The sequence below is a fragment of the Clostridium uliginosum genome (genome assembly GCF_900112485.1).
Lineage (GTDB): Bacteria > Bacillota > Clostridia > Clostridiales > Clostridiaceae > Clostridium > Clostridium uliginosum.
The window spans coordinates 57,652-77,347 of record NZ_FOMG01000007.1 but is presented as its reverse complement, the minus strand read 5'-3'; the positions used below and the strand labels follow the sequence as shown (position 1 = coordinate 77,347).

General features: G+C 29.3%; 18 protein-coding genes and 1 riboswitch. Of the genes, 14 read left to right on the top strand and 4 right to left on the bottom strand.

Annotation, left to right across the window (positions count from 1 at the left end; translation table 11 throughout):
* Position 1 precedes the first annotated feature (1 nt).
* The 11 genes from metG to BM027_RS06600 all read left to right on the top strand — a co-directional run bounded on the left by metG (position 2) and on the right by BM027_RS06600 (position 10,703).
* The gene (metG, locus tag BM027_RS06650; RefSeq protein WP_090089909.1) at positions 2–1,645 is read left to right on the top strand and encodes a methionine--tRNA ligase; all 1,644 of its coding nucleotides are present in this window, start codon (positions 2–4) and stop codon (positions 1,643–1,645) included.
* A gap of 214 nt (positions 1,646–1,859) precedes the next feature.
* The gene (locus tag BM027_RS06645) at positions 1,860–2,645 is read left to right on the top strand and encodes a TatD family hydrolase (protein ID WP_090089906.1); all 786 of its coding nucleotides are present in this window, start codon (positions 1,860–1,862) and stop codon (positions 2,643–2,645) included.
* Positions 2,646–2,928: 283 nt separating this feature from the next.
* Positions 2,929–3,975: a 3D domain-containing protein gene (locus tag BM027_RS06640; protein WP_090090078.1), complete on the top strand. Its 1,047-nt coding sequence runs from the start codon at positions 2,929–2,931 to the stop codon at positions 3,973–3,975.
* 231 nt (positions 3,976–4,206) lie between these two features.
* Positions 4,207–4,764, top strand: a complete 558-nt coding sequence (rnmV, locus tag BM027_RS06635; protein ID WP_090089903.1) for a ribonuclease M5 — start codon at positions 4,207–4,209, stop codon at positions 4,762–4,764.
* Positions 4,765–5,607 carry a 16S rRNA (adenine(1518)-N(6)/adenine(1519)-N(6))-dimethyltransferase RsmA gene (gene rsmA, locus BM027_RS06630; protein WP_090089901.1) on the top strand — a complete coding sequence of 281 codons (843 nt, stop codon included), beginning with the start codon at positions 4,765–4,767 and terminating at the stop codon, positions 5,605–5,607. It begins immediately after the preceding gene.
* Positions 5,608–5,716: 109 nt separating this feature from the next.
* On the top strand, positions 5,717–7,150 hold the full coding sequence (locus BM027_RS06625; protein ID WP_090089899.1) for a DUF7922 domain-containing protein: 1,434 nt from the start codon (positions 5,717–5,719) through the stop codon (positions 7,148–7,150).
* Between the two features lie 14 nt (positions 7,151–7,164).
* The gene (locus BM027_RS06620) at positions 7,165–7,737 is read left to right on the top strand and encodes a hypothetical protein (protein WP_090089896.1); all 573 of its coding nucleotides are present in this window, start codon (positions 7,165–7,167) and stop codon (positions 7,735–7,737) included.
* Positions 7,738–7,832: 95 nt separating this feature from the next.
* Complete coding sequence (locus BM027_RS06615; RefSeq protein WP_090089893.1) at positions 7,833–8,606, top strand: prolipoprotein diacylglyceryl transferase; 774 nt, start codon at positions 7,833–7,835, stop codon at positions 8,604–8,606.
* Positions 8,593–9,429 carry a YhfM domain-containing protein gene (locus BM027_RS06610; RefSeq protein WP_090089890.1) on the top strand — a complete coding sequence of 279 codons (837 nt, stop codon included), beginning with the start codon at positions 8,593–8,595 and terminating at the stop codon, positions 9,427–9,429. Before BM027_RS06615 ends, BM027_RS06610 begins: the two co-directional genes overlap by 14 nt.
* Before the next feature lie 14 nt (positions 9,430–9,443).
* Positions 9,444–10,286: an Mrp/NBP35 family ATP-binding protein gene (locus tag BM027_RS06605; RefSeq protein ID WP_090089887.1), complete on the top strand. Its 843-nt coding sequence runs from the start codon at positions 9,444–9,446 to the stop codon at positions 10,284–10,286.
* Positions 10,287–10,511: 225 nt separating this feature from the next.
* On the top strand, positions 10,512–10,703 hold the full coding sequence (locus BM027_RS06600) for a ferredoxin (protein WP_090089885.1): 192 nt from the start codon (positions 10,512–10,514) through the stop codon (positions 10,701–10,703).
* A 64-nt stretch (positions 10,704–10,767) separates the two neighbouring features.
* Here the strand turns inward: BM027_RS06600 and thiT are convergent, their stop codons facing one another.
* The 4 genes from thiT to BM027_RS06580 form a co-directional block, all read right to left on the bottom strand.
* Positions 10,768–11,442 carry an energy-coupled thiamine transporter ThiT gene (gene thiT, locus BM027_RS06595; RefSeq protein WP_090089882.1) on the bottom strand — a complete coding sequence of 225 codons (675 nt, stop codon included), beginning with the start codon at positions 11,440–11,442 and terminating at the stop codon, positions 10,768–10,770.
* Positions 11,443–11,575: 133 nt separating this feature from the next.
* A riboswitch (TPP riboswitch) is annotated at positions 11,576–11,676 on the bottom strand.
* Between the two features lie 21 nt (positions 11,677–11,697).
* Positions 11,698–11,904 carry a hypothetical protein gene (locus tag BM027_RS06590; protein WP_090089880.1) on the bottom strand — a complete coding sequence of 69 codons (207 nt, stop codon included), beginning with the start codon at positions 11,902–11,904 and terminating at the stop codon, positions 11,698–11,700.
* 233 nt (positions 11,905–12,137) lie between these two features.
* Positions 12,138–12,590, bottom strand: coding sequence for a PadR family transcriptional regulator (locus BM027_RS06585; protein WP_090089876.1), 453 nt, complete (start codon positions 12,588–12,590; stop codon positions 12,138–12,140).
* A 1-nt stretch (position 12,591) separates the two neighbouring features.
* Positions 12,592–13,440: a DegV family protein gene (locus BM027_RS06580; protein ID WP_090089874.1), complete on the bottom strand. Its 849-nt coding sequence runs from the start codon at positions 13,438–13,440 to the stop codon at positions 12,592–12,594.
* Between the two features lie 477 nt (positions 13,441–13,917).
* Between BM027_RS06580 and BM027_RS06575 the strand changes: the two genes are divergently transcribed.
* From BM027_RS06575 to BM027_RS06565, 3 genes are all read left to right on the top strand, one after another.
* On the top strand, positions 13,918–16,026 hold the full coding sequence (locus BM027_RS06575) for an anaerobic ribonucleoside triphosphate reductase (protein WP_090089871.1): 2,109 nt from the start codon (positions 13,918–13,920) through the stop codon (positions 16,024–16,026).
* 405 nt (positions 16,027–16,431) lie between these two features.
* Positions 16,432–17,598 carry a homocitrate synthase gene (gene nifV / locus BM027_RS06570; RefSeq protein WP_090089868.1) on the top strand — a complete coding sequence of 389 codons (1,167 nt, stop codon included), beginning with the start codon at positions 16,432–16,434 and terminating at the stop codon, positions 17,596–17,598.
* A 17-nt stretch (positions 17,599–17,615) separates the two neighbouring features.
* Positions 17,616–19,538, top strand: a complete 1,923-nt coding sequence (locus BM027_RS06565; protein ID WP_090089865.1) for an aconitate hydratase — start codon at positions 17,616–17,618, stop codon at positions 19,536–19,538.
* Positions 19,539–19,696: the final 158 nt, after the last annotated feature.

Below are 19,696 nucleotides of genomic sequence, written 5' to 3'. Positions count from 1 at the left end.
TATGAATGTAATAATTGGAAATGCTTGGCCCTATTCTAATGGAGAGCTTCATTTAGGTAGAATAGCAGTATTATTACCAGGAGATGTATTAGCAAGATATCATAGATTGATGGGAGATGATGTGGTTTTTATATCAGGAAGTGATTCACATGGTACACCTGTAACTATTAAAGCTAAAGAAGAAGGTCTTACTCCAGAAGAAGTTGAAGATAAATATCATAAGAAGTTTGAAAAATGTTTTAAAGATTTAGGATTTTCTTTTGATTTGTTTACAAAAACACATACAGAATATCATTCAAACAAGGTAAAGGGATTTATATTAGAACTTTATAATAAAGGATACATTTATGAAAAGACTATAGAACAAACATATTGCGAAAATTGTAATGAATATCTATTAGATAGATATATTGAAGGAAATTGTCCGTATTGTAATGCTCATGCAATTGGAGATCAATGTGATGAATGTTCGGAAATATTCGAAAGTGAAGATTTAGTAGATAAAAGGTGCATTTTTTGTAAATCAAAGCCGATAATAAAAGAAACAAAACATTTGTTTTTTGAATTATCTAAGCTAGAAAATGATGTTAGAAGAATTTATATAAAACAAAATGGATGGAGAGAAAATGCTCAAAAAATAGCTAAGAGATATTTAGATGAAGGTCTTAGAGATAGGGCAGTAACTAGAGATTTTAATTGGGGAATTGATGTACCATTAGAGGGATATAAAGATAAGAAAATTTATGTATGGATAGAAGCTTTAATGGGATATTTAACAGCAAGTATGAAGTGTATAGATGAAAGAGGAGAGGATTACAAAGAATATTGGGATGGAAAAGACAGCAGAATATATTTTGTGCACGGAAAAGATAATATACCATTCCATATAGTAATCTTTCCAGCAATTTTGTCAGGTCTTGGAATAAAAAATCCTAATATAAGAGAAATATCAAGTGAATACTTAAATTTGGAAGGAAAAAAATTTTCAACAGCAAAGAATTGGGCTGTTTGGGGAGATTATATATTAAAAAATTATAATCCTGATTTAATTAGATATTATTTGACATTGAATGGGCCAGAAACTAAAGATTCAGAATTTACCTGGAAGGATTTTATAACAACTAATAATAATGATTTAGTAGGTTTGTTTGGTAATTTAGTTAGTAGAGTTTTAGTATTTATCAATAAAAATTTTGATGGTCAGATACCTACAGCGACTATGGATAAAAAACTAAAGGATAGTTTGTTTGATTTATACTGCAAAGTAGGAGATAAAATAGAAGAAGGTCGATTTAAGGATGCATTAAAAGATATAATATGTATAATAAAAACAACTAATAAGTTTTTTGATGATGAAAAACCTTGGATAACGGTTGAAAAAGACAAAGCTAAATGTACTGAAGCTATTTATAACTGTGTGCAAATAATTGCGAATTTATCTAATTTAATGGAACCATTTATGCCGTTTTCATCACAAAAAATAAGAGATTTTTTATGTATAAAAAATGCTACATGGACGCCTATAGAAGTTAAACAAGGGAAAATAGATAATTTTGAAATTTTATTCGAAAGAATAGATAAAAAAAATATCTCAGAAGAGATTAAAAGACTAAAAAATAACTGGAATATCTCATTTAGGGGGTGAGATATTCCAGCACCATTAAAATATAATGGTTAAAAGGGGTAAATAATAATGCTTTAACTACTTTACAACTTAAATATTACTATGTGAATATGTCAACTTTGTGACAAAGCTGATTTAATTTTTGGTTCTGCTTTAAAACTGTGTTGATATTGTTACATATTGTATAAAGAGTATTTAAAGAGGATATAATTAATATTGGAAGGATTTGTTATTTATGGAAGATAAATTGAAAATAATTGATAGTCACGCTCATTATGATGATGAAGCATTTAATGGAGACTTAAAAGAAGTATTCGATGAGATTAGAGAAAATGGTGTTATTGGAATTTTAAATTGTGCAGCTTCTTATAATAGTCTAAAAACTACAAATGAATTAACTAAAAGATATGATTTTATACTTGGAGCTTTAGGAATACATCCAGAGAATGCAGATGAATTTAAAGAAGATACATTAGACGAAATTAAAGAATATATTAAATTAAATGATAAGATAGTAGCAATAGGTGAGATTGGATTAGATTATTATTGGGAAGAAAATCCTGAAAAAGATGTTCAAAAAGAAGTTTTTAGAAAACAAATGCAGTTAGCAAGTGATCTTAATTTACCAGTAATAATTCATGATAGGGACGCACATCAAGATACATTAGAGATAATGAAAGAATTTCAAGGGGTAATAGGAGTAGTACACTGTTTTTCAGGGAGTGTAGAATTTGCAAAAGAATGTATTAAATTAGGATATTATATAGGGTTTACTGGTGTGATTACTTTTAAAAATGCAAAAAAACTAGTAGAAGTTGCTAAGGAAATACCTCTTGATAGAATGTTAGTTGAAACTGATTGTCCATATATGGCTCCAGAACCAAATAGGGGTAAAAGGAATAAATCGGATTATATAGAACATATAATAAAGAAACTGGCTAGCATTAAGGAAATTAACCAAAATGAATTAAATTTAAAGGTTAATGATAATTTTTGCAGGTTGATTAGGGAAAAAATATAAAGTAAAATATAAATTGTAATATTTTACAAAATAAATTCCTGATTTATACTTACTTAATAAGAAATATTCTTTTTATAATAACTTTAAAATTAAAAAGCATTGATATATAAACTTCAAAGTGACCCGATTTTTATAGTACAGCTATCATATTTTTATATTTTATATTTTATGCACAAAGTGCATTATGACTAGGGTTCACAGAATGCAAGAGGTCATTAGTTTGACAAGATTAAAGGTTTTAGGATATAATTCAGTAGACGCTCTTGCCAAAGGAGGGAAATCAATGATAGAAAAATTAAAAGATTATTTTAAAAGAAGTTTTTCTAACGGTCCCAAGGCAAAAATTATATTAGTAGCAGTTGTTATAACGGTTGTTGCTACAGCGACAGTAATGAGTATGAGAAAAACGCTCACAATAAGCATAGACGGTAAAGAGGAAACTTTTGTCACTTATAAAGGGACTGTTAAAGATGTGTTGCAAGATAACAAGATAGAGTTATCTGATAAAGATAAAGTGCAACCATCATTAGAATCCAGAGTATCTGAAAAAGCGACCATTCAAGTAAAAAAAGCTATTCCGGTAGATATTGTAGCAAATGGGACAACATTAACAGTACAAACAGCAGAAAATACTATTGGGGATATGCTAAAGACAGAATCAGACACGCTAAAGGAACAAGGCGTCGAATTTAACGAAGCAGTTGATGATGTATCACCGACTTTAGAATCAGAAATACAAGAAGATTTAAAAGTGCAAGTAGTTAAAGTAGAAACAAAAGATGTTGTAGAAAAAGAAGTAATTAATTTTGATACAATAGTAGAAAAAGACTCAAACCTTGATAGTAGCGTGCAAAAGGTTAAGAGTGAAGGAACTAATGGAGAGAAAGAAATTACTTATCAAGTAGTATATAAAGATGGCGCTCAAGTCTCTAAAGAAGTTAAGAGTACTAAAACTCTAGTAGATCCACAAAATAAGGTGGTATTAAAAGGGACAGGCCAAGTGTATGCAAGCAGAGGTGCAGGAAATTTAAACTATAAAAAGAAATTAGATTGTACTGCAACAGCTTATAGCGGGCATAGTACAACAGCTACAGGAAGAACACCAGTTAGAAATGCAGGTAGCTTAAGTACAATTGCTGTAGATCCATCAGTAATTCCATTAGGAAGTAAAGTTTATGTTGAAGGATATGGATATGCGATTGCAGCTGATACAGGGAGTGCAATAAAAGGCAATAAAATTGATTTATTTCTTAATTCTTCAAGCGAATGTAATAGTTGGGGAAGAAGATCAGTAAATTTATTGGTAATAGCGTACCCTGGAGAGTGGTAATTTAGTTTAAGAGGTAACATATTGTTATCTCTTTTTTTTTTGAACATTCTTTATTTAAATGAGTTTAGGCATATTAAAATAAATAACATGTCAGTATTCTAGTTTATTTTGCATCATAAGACAAAATATACGTCGCATCTTTAACTTGTTATTTTCTTTCATATGCCTTAAATTTGATATATTATTATATATATAGAATTAATTACGTAACTAAAGAAAGGGAGTATAAGATTGATAAAAGAAGTAATTGTTGTTGAAGGAAGAGACGATGTGGATGCTGTAAAGAAGGCATTAGATGCAGAAATAATAGCTGTTGGTGGATTTGGAATAAATGCAAAAGTTATAGAAAGAATAAAAGAGGCTCAAAAGAGAAAAGGTGTAATAGTTCTTACTGATCCGGATTTTGCAGGAGAGAAGATACGAAGAATTATTTCAAAGCGAGTTAAGGGAATAAAGCATGCATATATTGCAAAAGAGGATGGACTTAAAAATGGGGATATTGGAGTTGAAAATGCAGTTCCAAAAGTTATTATGAGAGCTCTTGAAATGGCTAAGGTTACAGGTGAAGAAAAAAGAAGCTTCTTTACTATGCAAGATATGTTTTATTTTAAGTTAACAGGAGATGTAACTTCAAAAAATAGAAGAGGTATGCTTGGAAAAATTCTTGGAATAGGATATGGAAATGCAACTCAAATGGTATCTAGATTAAATAATTATGGAATAACAAAAGAAGAATTTGTTAAAAGTATAGAAGAAATAGAAAAACAATTGGAAGTAGGTATAAAATAAATGGATTTAATAGATGTTAAAACTAAAGAGTTAGTAAAAAAGTATAATTTTAGGTTTTCAAAAAGTTTAGGACAAAACTTTTTATTAGATGATTCAGTTCTTGAAGATATAGTAAATGGTGCAGATGTAAATGAAGAAGACTTTATTATAGAAATAGGGCCTGGAGTAGGAACGTTAACCGTTCAATTAATGAAGAGGGCTAAAAAAGTAACATGCATAGAGTTAGATAATGATTTGATTCCTATTCTAGAACAAGAATTGGGAGAATATCAAAAATTTCAATTAATACATAATGATGCATTAAAGGTAGACTTTAATGAAATTATAGGCGAAGAACAAAGTGTTAAGCTTGTTGCTAATCTTCCTTATTATGTAACAACACCTATAATAATTAAATTACTTAAGCAAGGGTATAAATTTAAATCTTTAACTATAATGATACAAAAAGAGGTAGCAGAGAGAATTGATGCAGAACCTAATTGTAAAGCATATGGTGCATTATCTGTTTTAGTACAATATTATTGTAATACTAAAATTATAAGAAAAGTATCACCTGAGAGTTTTATGCCAAGACCAAAAGTCGATTCTATTGTTATAAGATTAGATAGGTTAGAAGAGCCTAGAATTAAAGTTAAGGATGAGAAACTTTTATTTGATATAGTAAGAGCTGGATTCAATATGAGAAGAAAGACTTTGTGGAATTCAACAAAAGTCATAGGTCTTTCTAAAGAAAATTTGCAAAAGGCTTTTGATAAGTCAGGGATAGATCCTAAAAGGAGAGCAGAAACTTTGACATTAGAGGAATTTGCAATTTTAACAGATAGTATATATGAATGTAAATAGTAAATTTTAAAGGACTTACAAGAAATAATTAGTAAAATATTTGCAGTATTTAATCATAATCTCTTAAAGAAGGCATATAATTTATTGAATAAATATATGTGGAGGGATTATGGGGTTGGCACATAATAAATTATATAGAAATTTTATAATATTACAGGAAGATGAAAAAGGGAATGCAGCATCTAATGATAAGGCTTTATCCGGATATGCAAAGGTAGAATCAAAAGGGGATAAATGCAAAGTATCTTTCTATGCTCAAAATCTTAAACAAGAAGCAAATTACTCTATGGTACTTATCTGTTGTAAAAAAGACTCTAAGCAACTAATTAATTTAGGGGATTTAACAATAAATGAAGTTGGAAAGGGAGACACCAGCAAAGAATACTATATTAATAACATAGCTGGTTTAGGCATATCCTATGAAAAAATAGTTGGTGCAGCTATTTGTAGAATTAATAGCGGAGAGTATGTTTTCCTTATGTATGGCTTTATGAATGGGGAAGAACCAAAGGAAAATTGGAAAAAGTTTAAGATAGTTAAAGAAGAAGATAAAAATAAAGATAATAAATACAAGATAGAGACTGAAACAGTAAAGAGTGAACCTTTAAAAGAACCAGTTAAAGATAAAATGGAAGTTAAGAATGAAACAAAAGATAAAGAAAAAACTAAAAGTAATAAAGAGTTAAAAGTTGACATGGAAACAGAATGTGAAGATGAGAAAAATAAGGAACATAAGACAGAATATAAAAAAGAAGAAAAAGCTGAGATTAAAAAAGAAGAAAAAGCTGAGATTAAAAAAGAAGAAAAAACTAAAAGTAATAAAGATTTAAAAATTGATATGGAAACAGAATGTGAATGTGACGAAAATGAGAAACATAAGACAGAAGATAAAGACAAAGAAGAAACAAAAGAAAAACATGAAATGAAAAAAGCAGTAAAAGATGAATGCAAGATTGAAAAATCAAAAGAGTGTAAAGAGATTATTGAAGATATTAAAAAGGAATCGTGCTATTTAAAGCAAGATAATCATAAGAGAATACAAGAAAACAGCAGAATTGATGGTGCTGATTTTGAACAATATGAAAAAGATATTGAAAAGATAAAAAATATTTCTTCATATAATTTTAGTATAAAAGGAAAAATAGGACAATATTTTGAACAGATTGCTGAGGGCTTTGAGGATTATAATCAAGAATTAGATGGAGTAAAATATTGTAAGTGGTATAAGATCCCTGTTAATGCAATGGATGATTTATGTAATATATCAAATTATAATAAATACACTTTAGCATATTATCCAATGTTAAACTATTATCCTTATATCAATAAAAATAAACACTTTTTATTGGGATATAAATGTGATGCTACAGGAGACTTAAAATATATTGTTTATGGAATACCAGGAAGCAAAGATAATGTTGAACAACCTTATGAAGGGAAGACTGGCTTTGTAACATGGACACATAGTGAAATGAGAAATGAAGGTTATTGGCTTATGTTTTATGATTTTAAGAACTCAACTATTGTAGTTCCAATGAAATAAATGAGATCATTATTATGAACAAAAAGCAAGTAATAGTTATGTCGATATTGGTTTCATTAATGCTAGTACTCGGGATAACCCAATCATTTTTCAAACAAACATTTACAGAAGTAGCTCTTGTAGAAAATGGAATAACTGAGTTTAATGAATATAACTTTGAAGAAGGAAAATATTCTTTTTCATTACCAAATGAATGGATAGTATCTGAAAAACAAAATAAAGAACAGTATATTAGTTATAAAGCGGACTTTAAGGATAAAGAAAATAAAATAACAGGATATTTACAAGTTATAGATACACAAAATGATTTAGGAGTTTTTGCAGAAAGTGATTTAAAGAATTTACCATTATCCTATAGAAATGAACAAATAATGCCATTTAAGATTGAAAATGTATCGGGAATATTATCACAGTATAAGACTACAGTGGAAAAAGACTATATTTTAGAGAATGTTTGTTATTATTTGAATAGTGATGATGGCAAAATAATAAAAGTATTGTTTAATATAAAAGAAGATTGTTATAAGGAAAATATAAAAACAGTATTTAATACTATTGTTTCTAAGGTCAATACGCAAGCCAAATAACATTTGCCATTGATAAGCATAAGTATTATAATTTAAATATGAAGGAGAAGTGTTAAAGCTTCTCCTTCATATTTAAATAATGTTAGGAGATATACATGAGGATAATTTTATTCGAAATTTTTGGATTACAAATAAAGAGTTATGGATTAATGATCGCCATTGGAATATTAGTTGCATCCTCTTTACTTTTGAATAAAGGTAAAAATAGAGGATATGATGAAGATTCATTATTAAATTTAATTATTTTGACCATAATATCAGGAGTATTAGGTGGGAAGTTGCTTTTTATTATAACTGAATTTAAAAGCATATTAAATGATCCAAGTATATTAATGAACTTTGGTTATGGCTTTGTAATTTATGGCGCCATAATGTTAGGTGCGTTAAGTGTATTTTTATATTGTAGAAGAAAAAGGTGGAATACATTAGAAGTGTTGGACATAGTTGCACCAGGACTTGCAATTGCCCAAGGATTTGGTCGTATTGGATGTTTTCTAGCTGGATGTTGTTATGGAGCAGAAACTCATCTTCCTATAGGTGTTGAATTCCCAGTAGGATCGCTTGCACCAACAGGAATACACTTACATCCAACTCAACTTTATTCATCAGCTTTTGATTTTTTACTAGGTTTATTTCTTTTATATTATGCTAAGAAAGAGAAAAAGTCAGGGAGAGTACTTTCTATGTATTTAATAATATATAGCATAGGAAGATTTATAATAGAATTTTTTAGAAATGATCCAAGAGGAAATGTGGGAGCATTATCTACATCACAGTTTATAGCTATTATGACCTTAGTTCTTGGGATTATTATCTTTAATATTCATAAGTTTTTTAAGGGAGAGAATAAAAGCGTTGAAGAAGAATAAGTTTTTAATTATAGTTTTAACTTTAGTATTGGTTATGACAAACATATCTGGATGTACTACTTATGATAATATAGCAGTCAAATTAGGGCTAAAAAACAATCAATTTGAGTACATAAATCAAAATAAAGTAGATAAAATTATAATCCAAAGTGCTAGAGACAGTGGGTTTAAATTTATAATTACTGATAGTAAGGCTATACAGGATATGTATGGATTATTATCAAAAGGCAAGGAAGTATCTAAAAAAAGTTCACTTGATCCAGATTATTATTTTGAAGTATGGATAGGTGATGAGGTTCATAAGTATCAATATATAGTTGGAGCTGATGAAAAAGGAAAAGGTAATTTTTTTAATGATGATATGTTTTTTTCAATATCAAAGCATTTAGATGATACGATAACCCAAAATCTTTCATTTATAAGAAAACCAAGAGACTTTCAGTATGTATATTATGAATCTATTTTATCAGTAATTAAAGCTAAAAAGGATGATTTGAATAATCCTGATAATAAAGTAGGCATAGATACTTCTGGAGATGTGGATTGCCTAAAATACATGTTTTCTATTGACTTGCAGGAATTTAACAAGAAATTAAACAAAGTACTGCCAAATGTTCAACTTGTTAATAAGAACAGTGAAGATTTTGATACAATAATTAAGATCAAAAATAGAGGATATAATAGTACGATTTTTAAAACAATGATAACTGTTGATAATAAAAAAGATAAGGCTTTTGATACTTACTATGTGTCAGCAGAGTATAATTTTAAGAATTGGGATATCAATATAAGCAAACCAAATAAAATACCAGAAGATTGGTAAAAGGAGGATGAAGAATGGGAAGTTGCGAAACTTGTCCAAGCAAGGATGCATGTGGCTCTAAGAGTGATAATTGTGAAAGCTCTTGCTCAAAAACTATGCCTAGATATGGTAATATTAAAAATATAATTGGAGTAATTAGTGGTAAAGGTGGAGTTGGAAAATCAACTATTACAGGTGTAATGGCAACCACTTTGGCTAAAAAAGGTTATAAAGTTGGAGTGCTAGATGCAGATATTACAGGACCATCTATGCCAAGATTTTTTGGTATAAACGATAAGAGGGCTATGATAATGCCTTTAGAAAATGATATGGTAAGATTTGATCCAGTAGTGACAGAAAGTGGTATAAAAATTATATCTATGAATCTTTTAACTGCTGTAGAAGATGAACCAGTTATTTGGAGAGGTCCTGTTATTACAGGTGTACTAAAGCAAATGTTTGTAGAAACTAATTGGGGAGAACTTGATTATTTACTTATAGATATGCCTCCAGGTACTGGAGATATAGCTTTAACTGTAATGCAAGAGTTTCCAATAAGTGAAGTAATAATAGTATCAACACCTCAAGATATGGTATCAATGATTGTTAAAAAGCTTGTTATAATGGCTCAAAAGATTGGTATTAAAATTAGAGGAGTAGTCGAGAATATGGCATATATTAATTGCCCAGATTGTGATAAAAAGATAAAAGTATTTAGTAATAAATCTTCTGAAGAACATGCTGAATATTTAGGTTTACCATTAATTGGAGAATTGCCGATTAATATTGAACTTACTGAAGCATTAGAACAGGGTAAAGCAGAAGACTATGTAAGAGAAAATGATTTGTATTCATTAATCTTTGAAGGATTATATTAGGCACATTCAAAAAAATAATAGACCAGTATGCTTGTTTATTTTGCGTTATACTGTGTCGACCAATTCAGCTAATAGCTTGCTATTAACTGAACTTGTCTCCTTGCCTGACACCAAATATACGACTCATCTTTGGTCTATTATTTTCTTTCATGTGCCTTAAAATACATAACTTAACCTTATTAGGGGATACTATTAATGTAATTCTTTAATGGAAGGGTGAGTAAAATGAAAGCAAGAGTAGATAAAGATACTTGCATAGCATGTGGACTATGCCCATCAATATGTCCTGAATGTTTTCAAATGGATGATGATGATGGAAAAGCTACAACTATAGTTCCAGAAGTACCAACAGCGTGTGAAGATAGCGCTAAGGAAGCTGAAGTAAGCTGTCCAGTTAATGCAATTATAGTAGAATAGTAGAATAGTAATTAAGGTACATAAAAGAAAATAAGAGCTATCATTAATGATAGCTCTTATTTTTTTAAGATTTTGCTGGAATATAAGTAGAATATATTATTCTATTTATAGGAAGCACAGATACAATCACAAGGCATATAATACCTTCTATTCCTATAATAGGACCATTAATAGCTAAGGAATACATAGCAGGAGATACTCCTTCTGGAGCGTAAGATCCAAAGAATGCAATTCCAGAAATGAAATGACATATGAATCTAGCAAAAATTGACAGTGATACACCTAAATATTTTTGCTTTGGAAAGAATCCTGCTATGCCAAGGCATATAAAAGGTAGTGGATAATCAAATAGAACTTGAACTGGATGTAAAATAAATGGATCCATAAAAAGTGTTATTATACCATAAAGAAATCCAGTTAAGAAACCAACTTGTGGACCATACATAAATGCAATGAGTAGTATAGGAATCATACTACCAAAAGTAATACTACCACCTTGAGGAAAATGATAAATTCTAAGCATTTTTAATATGGTAGCTAGAGCTAATGCAATACCAATCCTAGCAATTAATTGAGGTGTGAATTTAATTTTTTTTGTTTTAACTAAAACTATAAGAAGTATAATACATCCTATTAATGTAGCAATAGATAAAGGATTTGAAATAATGGTGTGCACATTTTCTGGCAAGTTTTGATACAGTTTTGAGAACTGTTTTGCCCAATCATTAAAAATTTTCATAAAAAAAACCTCCTTAATTGTGTCTAGGAGATTACTAACCAAATAAGTATAAAGTTTATTGTTATTCAATAATTAGTATATATGAATAACCTATTCTACTCTTTAAATATCTTTACCTAAGGAGTAGAATCACTAGATAAAGATTACACTTCCCTACGCCAGAATTAACTGGATCAGGTTTTAAGGGTTTATGAAATATCAAATCTCAGCACGAAGGCTCCCCTAGCACATTCTAAATATATTTTATATATTTATTTATAAATAGTCAACTATACTATAAGTGTTATATTTATCGTTTTTATTAGTATGAGAGATATAATTAGATGAAATGTTATTCAAATCACTTCCAATACCATTTGTTGTATTGTTTGATAAATTGTTACATGGAACTATTGTGTTAATAGTCTGTTTTCCAATTACAATATCTTCTTTATAAGTTGAATCAATAATAAGACCTTTCATTTTAACACCATCCTTTAATATTATTTTTAGTTATATATAAATAAATATACATATTAAAAGATAATTTTTTATTTTATGAAATATCCTATATATTTAAGAGAAAATAATAAGGAACATAAATAAAATAACAGACCCAATATACAAGCATACAGGTCTGTTACTTTTTGAATGTGCCTAAGTTTAATATGTAAAAATATTGGATTGTTATTTTTCCAAATACCTTATTATACATATTAATAAATATCATTATAGACTATTTTAAATACTTCTAATGATTGTTCGATTTTGGGTTTTAAGAGCTTTTTTTTATTTTTATATTCAATTTTACCTTTTGGTGTTAAATGATATATTTTTTGAAATCTTTTTTCAGGATCATCCCATGTACCTATTATAATTTCATCTTTTTCTAATCTTTTAAGTAAAGGATAAATACCACCTGTGCTAGGTATCCATTTACCATTAGTTCTTATACCTATTTGATTTGAAATTTCATTCCCATTAGTAGGTTTTATAGACAAAATGAATAGAACATATATTGGTAACAGTCCTTTAGTAAAAACTTGACCAACGGCCTCTTTTTCTTTTTTTACTTTTTTTAATTCTGAAATCTTCTTTTTATATTCTTCATAAAGTCTTTTTTCTTCAGCTCTTATATCTTTTATATCAGAAAAGTCAAAATCAGACATTTTAATCTACCTTTTCAACAATAAATCCAAAAAGACCAGGACCAGTATGAACTCCAAGAGCAGGACCAATTGTACCACCTAAATGACATTCTTCTACATTTTCTAAATTTTTTATAGTTTCAAATAATGATTGAGCCTGTTCTAACCCATTTCCACTCATAATCCAAATTCTACATTTATCTTTAGCTAAATATGATTTTAATATTTCAACTAATTTAGATAATGCTTGTTTTTTACCTCTAGCTTTACAATAAGTATGATATATTCCATCATCTCCTACAGTTATAACGGGTTTAAGGTTAAGGACCTCACCAATAGTTCCAGCTACCTTACCTATTCTTCCACCTTTTTTTAGATATTCTAAGGTATCTATTGTAAAGAATATATCTATCTTAGATGTAAGTGTTGGGATTATATCTATTATTTCATTAAATGATTTTCCTTCTTCGATTAGTTTCGCAGTTTCAAGAACTAATACTCCTTCAGCCATACTTAAAGTTTTAGAGTCATAGACAAAAGTTGTAATATCATTAACATTTTCACATGCTAATCTTATAGAATTATATGTACCAGACAGTTCACTTGATAAGGTTATTATAATAGCATGAGTACAACCCTCTGCAACAGCCTCTCTAAGCGTATTAGTAATTCTTTCAATACTAGGTAATGATGTCGTTGGAATTTCATTTGGAAGAGCATCGTAAAGAAACTCAGGGGTTATTTCTAATCTGTCATCATATTCTTTATCAGAGAAGATGATTTTAAAGGGTAATAATTTTATGTTGTGTTTATTTAAGTCTTCAGTGCTTATATCTGATGCACTATCAGTTATTAATGCTATTTTTCTCATTAGAGTTCCTCCTAAAATATAGTTATATTAAATTTATTATATCATTCTTAATATCTTTATCAATAGTGATATAGTTATCACTATTGATAAAGATATTTTTTATTTCTGTATTTTACAATATATTTTAAATAATATTAATTAATTATAAGACACATAAAATAAAAATGCGCGGTATATTTTGCGTAAGGGCAAGAAGGTAAGCTTTGCTCATAACAGTGTATTTCGGAACTTGCCAACGAAGTATAGAACAAAATATATAAGCATACAGGTCTGTTATTTTTTTGAATATTCCTAAGTCAAATTGATAGTAAGCATAAAAAATGACTAAATCTAGAGCTAATAAGATATATTGCTTGATAATTAAAATATAGTACTAATAAAATTAAAAATTAAAAGCATTGCTAAGGAATATCTTATCAAGTATAATAATACAGTATTATTAATAATACTATATATTGTATTGTGGAGGTAAGCTGAATGCTATATGTTGTAAAAAGAGATGGAAGAAAAGTGGAGTTTAATGGGGAGAAAATATCTCAAGCCATAAAAGGTGCTGCAATTGAAATAGGATTAATATTAAAAGAAAGCCAGGTTTTAGATGCTGTACAAAAGGTGATTGGTTACGTTGAGGAGACAAAAAATAAACAAGTTACAGTAGAGGAAATTCAAAATTTGGTTGAAAAAGCACTGAGAGATGAAAACCATAAAGATATAGCTTTTGCGTATTCAGCATACAGAAGAGAAAGAACAAGAGTAAGAGATATAAAGTCAGATTTAATGAAGGCAATTGAACAAATAGGAGTTGAAACAGATAGGGATAATGCTAATGTTGGTAACAATTTTAGTTCTAAACTATTAAGAATAGCATCTGAATCTAATAAATGGCATAATTTATCTACAATGCCTAAGTATTTATCAAGAGCTCATGAAACAGGAGATCTTTATTATCATGATTTAGATAGTTATAATTTAACGACTAATTGTTTGCATATTCCTACTAGAGAAATTTTAGAAAAGGGATTTAATACTGGATATGGAACAATTAATGCACCTAAGAGAATAGAAACAGCAGCTGAATTATCATGTATTTTATTACAATCAACTCAAAATGATATGTTTGGGGGACAATCACATCCAGATTTTGATAATGATTTAGGAATATTTGTTGAACCAACTAGAGAAGAAATTAGAAAAGAACTAAAAGAGTTAGAAGTTCCAGAAGAAAAGACGGAAGAACTTTTAGAAAAGAGATTAAGAAAAAGAGTACATCAAGCAATGCAAGGTGTTGTTTATAACCTTAATACAATGCACTCAAGGGCTGGTTCACAAGTTCCATTTAGTTCAGTTAATATTGGTATACCAAATAATAAGGATGCTGCCTTAGTGTGTGAAGTATTTCTTTTAGAATATGAAATAGGATTAGGAAAAGGAGAACAACCAATATTTCCTAATATAATTTTCAGAGTAAAAGAAGGCGTTAATAGAGAAGAAAATGATCCATATTTTTATTTATATAAATTAGCATGCAGAGTTGCTGCAAAAAGAATGAATCCAACATTTATGAATATAGATGCAGATTTTAATAAAGAATATTATGACAGAGGATATCTTCCAGCAACAATGGGTTGTAGAACATATCTTATGAAAAATATAAATGGAGAACCAGGATGTAAGGGAAGAGGTAATATAGCACCTACAACAATTAATCTGCCAAGAATAGGACTACAAGCTAAGGGAGATATAGATAAATTCTTTCAAATATTAGATTGTAGATTGGCTTTAGCAAAGGATTCTTTAATGCATAGATATGATGTTTTAAAGAATCTAAGAGTTAAAGACTTACCTTTTATTGCAGGACAACATCTTATGATGGGTTCAGAAAACTTAGGACCAGATGATTCTATTGAGCCATTATTAAAGCATGGTACATGGGGAATTGGGTTTATAGGACTTGCGGAAACATTAATATCTTTAATAGGAAAGCATCATGGAGAAGATGAAGAAGCTAGGAAGTTAGGATTAAAGATTATTAGTCATATCAGAGAATATACAGGTAGATTAACGGAAGAATATAAATTGAATTGGAGTTGTTATGCAACTCCAGCAGAAGGATTATCAGGTAAGTTTATAAAGCAAGATCAAAAAATATTTGGTATTGTAGAAGGTGTAACTGATAAGGAATATTATACAAATAGTTATCATGTACCTGTTGGATATCCAATATCAATTAAAAGTAAAATTGACATTGAAGCACCATATCATAAACTTTGTGATGGTGGTCATATAACTTATATAGAAGTAGATGATGCTCCAAGTGAAGAAGTGGTTATGGATATAATAAATTATTCATACAAAAATACTAATATAAGTTATATGGGAATTAATTTTCATATAAGATATTGTAAAAAATGTGGAACATATTTACACAATAATGAAAGTAAATGTCCAACATGTAATAGTACAGATATACAAGGAATATCAAGAGTTACTGGATATCTAAGCTTAGATGAAAGATTTGGTTCAGGTAAATATCATGAAAGAGAAGATAGAGTATCTCATACAGAAGCACATAAAAATCATTATTAAAAAAGCAAAATAAAATATTTTTAGAGACATCAAGTTATTTGATGTCTCTATTTGTTATGTAGATGAAAAAATATAATACTATATAATAAAAATTACTCTAAACGAGTAATTGATAATAAACTTTAAATAATAAAGCAGTAAAATAGTTAAATTTTTAACTTCGAGCTATATTCATATAAATGCAATGTTTGAAAAAAAACTTGCAATTATAACTCATATTTTGAATAAAATACCTTAATTAATAAGAATGTTTGAATGACAAAACTGATTCTGTTGCAAAAATAGTTAAATTGTCATTCCATTATGTATATATATCGTGTATAATAAAATTATATAGACACGCAAAAAACTTTAACAAAAATAATACAGCAATAAGTTATAAATAAAAGTCAAGGGGGATTTAAAATGGCAGTTGAAAATTTAAATACTGGTAAAAAGATTATTATAGTTGATACAACTCTTAGAGATGGAGAACAAACAGCAGGAGTAGTTTTTGCTAATGAAGAAAAAATAGTAATAGCACAAATGCTAAGTGACTTAGGTGTTGATCAACTAGAAGTAGGAATTCCTACAATGGGTGGAGACGAAAAAGTAGCTATAAAAGAAATAGTAAAAAGAAATTTAAAGTCTAGTATAATGGCATGGAATAGAGCTGTAATTTCTGATATAGAACAATCAATAGATTGTGGAGTTGATGCAGTTGCTATTTCAATATCAGTATCAGATATACACATTCAACATAAACTTAAGACTTCTAGGGATTGGGTATTAGAGAATATGGTTAAGTCTGTAGAATTTGCAAAGAAAAATGGTCTTTATGTGTCTGTAAACGGGGAAGATGCATCTAGAGCGGATAGAGATTTTTTAGTTGAATTTATTAATGCAGCTAAACAGGCGGGCGCAAACAGATTTAGATATTGTGATACAGTAGGAATTATGGAGCCATTTAAGCTTAGAGATGATATTAAATATATATATGATAAGACAGGCTTTGATATAGAAATGCATACTCATGATGACTTTGGAATGGCAACAGCTAATGCAGTGGCAGGTATCAAAGGCGGAGCATCACATGTTGGAGTAACTGTAAATGGCCTTGGAGAAAGAGCTGGTAATGCAGCATTAGAGGAAGTCATAATGGCATTAATGCTTGTTTATGGATATAATGGTGATGGAATAAATACTCAAATGTTCAGAGAAGTATCAGAGTATGTATCAAGAGCATCAGGAAGAGAACTTCCAATATGGAAAGCAATTGTTGGGACTAATATGTTCGCACATGAATCAGGAATTCATGCAGATGGAGCAATAAAAGATCCTAAGAATTATGAAGCATTTGATCCAGCAATAGTTGGTCTTGAAAGACAAATTGTTATAGGAAAGCACTCGGGAAGAGCTTCAATAATAAATAAATTTAGAGAATATAATAGAGAGCTTACACCAGATGAAGCAACAGGTATATTAGAACTTGTAAGAGCTACATCAGTTAAATTAAAGAGAACTTTATTTGACAAGGAAGTAGTTAAATTATATCAAGAATATCACAGACAGTTAGAAGAAAATAAGCAATAGAAATAGGGGGAATACAAGTGAGAGATAATTTAGTATACAAAATTTTAAAGAGTCATGTTATTGAGGGTGAATTAAAGACTGGAGAACCAGTTGGATTAAAAATTGATAAGACTTTAACTCAAGATTCAACAGGAACAATGGCTTATCTTCAATTAGAAGCTATGGGAATAGACAGAGTCAAAACAAAGAAGTCAGTGGCATTTATAGATCATAATATGTTACAGCAAGGGTTTGAAAATGCAGATGATCATAAGTTTATTCAAACTGTAGCATCTAAATATGGTGTATATTTTTCAAAACCAGGTAATGGAATATGTCATCAAATTTTTCTGGAAAGATTCTCAACACCAGGAGATACATTAATAGGATCTGATAGTCATACACCAACAGCAGGTGGTGTTGGCATGCTTGCTATGGGCGCTGGTGGATTAGATGTTGCTCTTGCTATGGGTGGCGGAGCTTATAATATTAACACTCCAAAGGTAGTAAAGATTGAGCTTACTGGGAGATTAAATAAGATGGTAGCGGCTAAAGATGTTATTCTTGAAGTTTTAAGAGTCTTAACTGTTAAAGGTGGAGTAGGTAAGGTATTCGAATATGGTGGTGAAGGTGTTGAAACTCTTTCAGTTCCAGAAAGAGCTACTATTACTAATATGGGTGCAGAACTTGGAGCTACAACTTCAATTTTCCCAAGTGATGAAAGAACATTAGAATTCTTTAAAGCTCAAGGAAGAGAAGAAGATTGGATAGAATTTAAGCCAGATGCTGATGCAGTTTATGATGAAGTAGTAACAATTAACTTAGATGAATTAACACCACTTACAGCTAAGCCACATAGCCCAGATAATGTAGCAAAGGTTAGTGAAGTTGGTAAGAGTAAAGTTGATCAAGTATTTATAGGAAGTTGTACTAACTCTTCTTACGAAGATTTAATGAAAGTTGCTAAGATATTAAAAGGTAATAAAGTAAATCCAGATGTTAGTTTAGTAATTGGACCAGGATCAAGACAGGTTATGGAAATGATGGCCAGAAATGGAGCATTAGCAGATATAATAAGTGCAGGAGCAAGAATACTTGAAAATTCTTGTGGACCATGTATTGGTATGGGTCAAGCGCCTGGAACTAATGGAATATCACTTAGAACTGTAAATAGAAACTTCTATGGCAGAAGTGGAACATTATCAGGTCAAATATATATAGTGAGTCCAGAAACAGCAGCAGTATCAGCAATTAATGGAGTTTTAACTGATCCAACAGTAATGGATGTAAATTTAACAATAGATATGCCTAAAAAATTCTTAATTGATGATTCAATGATTTTGGCGCCAGCACCAACTAATGCTGAAGTTGAAGTTGTTAGAGGACCAAACATTAAGCCATTCCCAATAAGCGAGCCTTTAAGGGAAGAAGTAGATGGAAGAGTATTAATAAAGGTTGAAGATAATATTACAACTGACCATATTATGCCTTCAAATTCAAAGTTATTACCGTTTAGATCAAATATTCCTTATTTAGCGGATTTCTGTTTTAATACAGTTGATACAGAATTTCCAGCTAGAGCTAAAGAACATAATGGTGGATTTATTGTAGCAGGGAATAACTACGGACAAGGATCAAGTAGAGAACATGCAGCTTTAGCACCACTTTATTTAGGTGTAAGAGGAGTTGTTGCCAAGTCATTTGCAAGAATTCATAAGGCAAATTTAATTAACAATGGAATAATACCAATGGTATTTGAAAATGAAAGTGACTATGAAAAAATAGATTTATTAGATGCATTTGAAATAGATAATGTAAAATCTGGACTTAAATCTGGATTTGTAACAGTTAAAAATTTAACTAAAGGAACAAATTTCAAGGCATTTGTAGAATTAACAGATAAAGAAATTGATGTAATTGAAATTGGTGGAAGATTAAACTATGTAAAGTCAAATAACTAATTTCAGTAAATTTAAAAGCACAAGAGTTCATAAATAAAGAACTTTTGTGCTTTTTTTGTTTGATAATTAAGTCATATATGGTAAAAAATTAAAATTTAGAGCTCTATAAAAATACTAGAAAATATGATAAAATATGTATATAAATATAAAATATAACA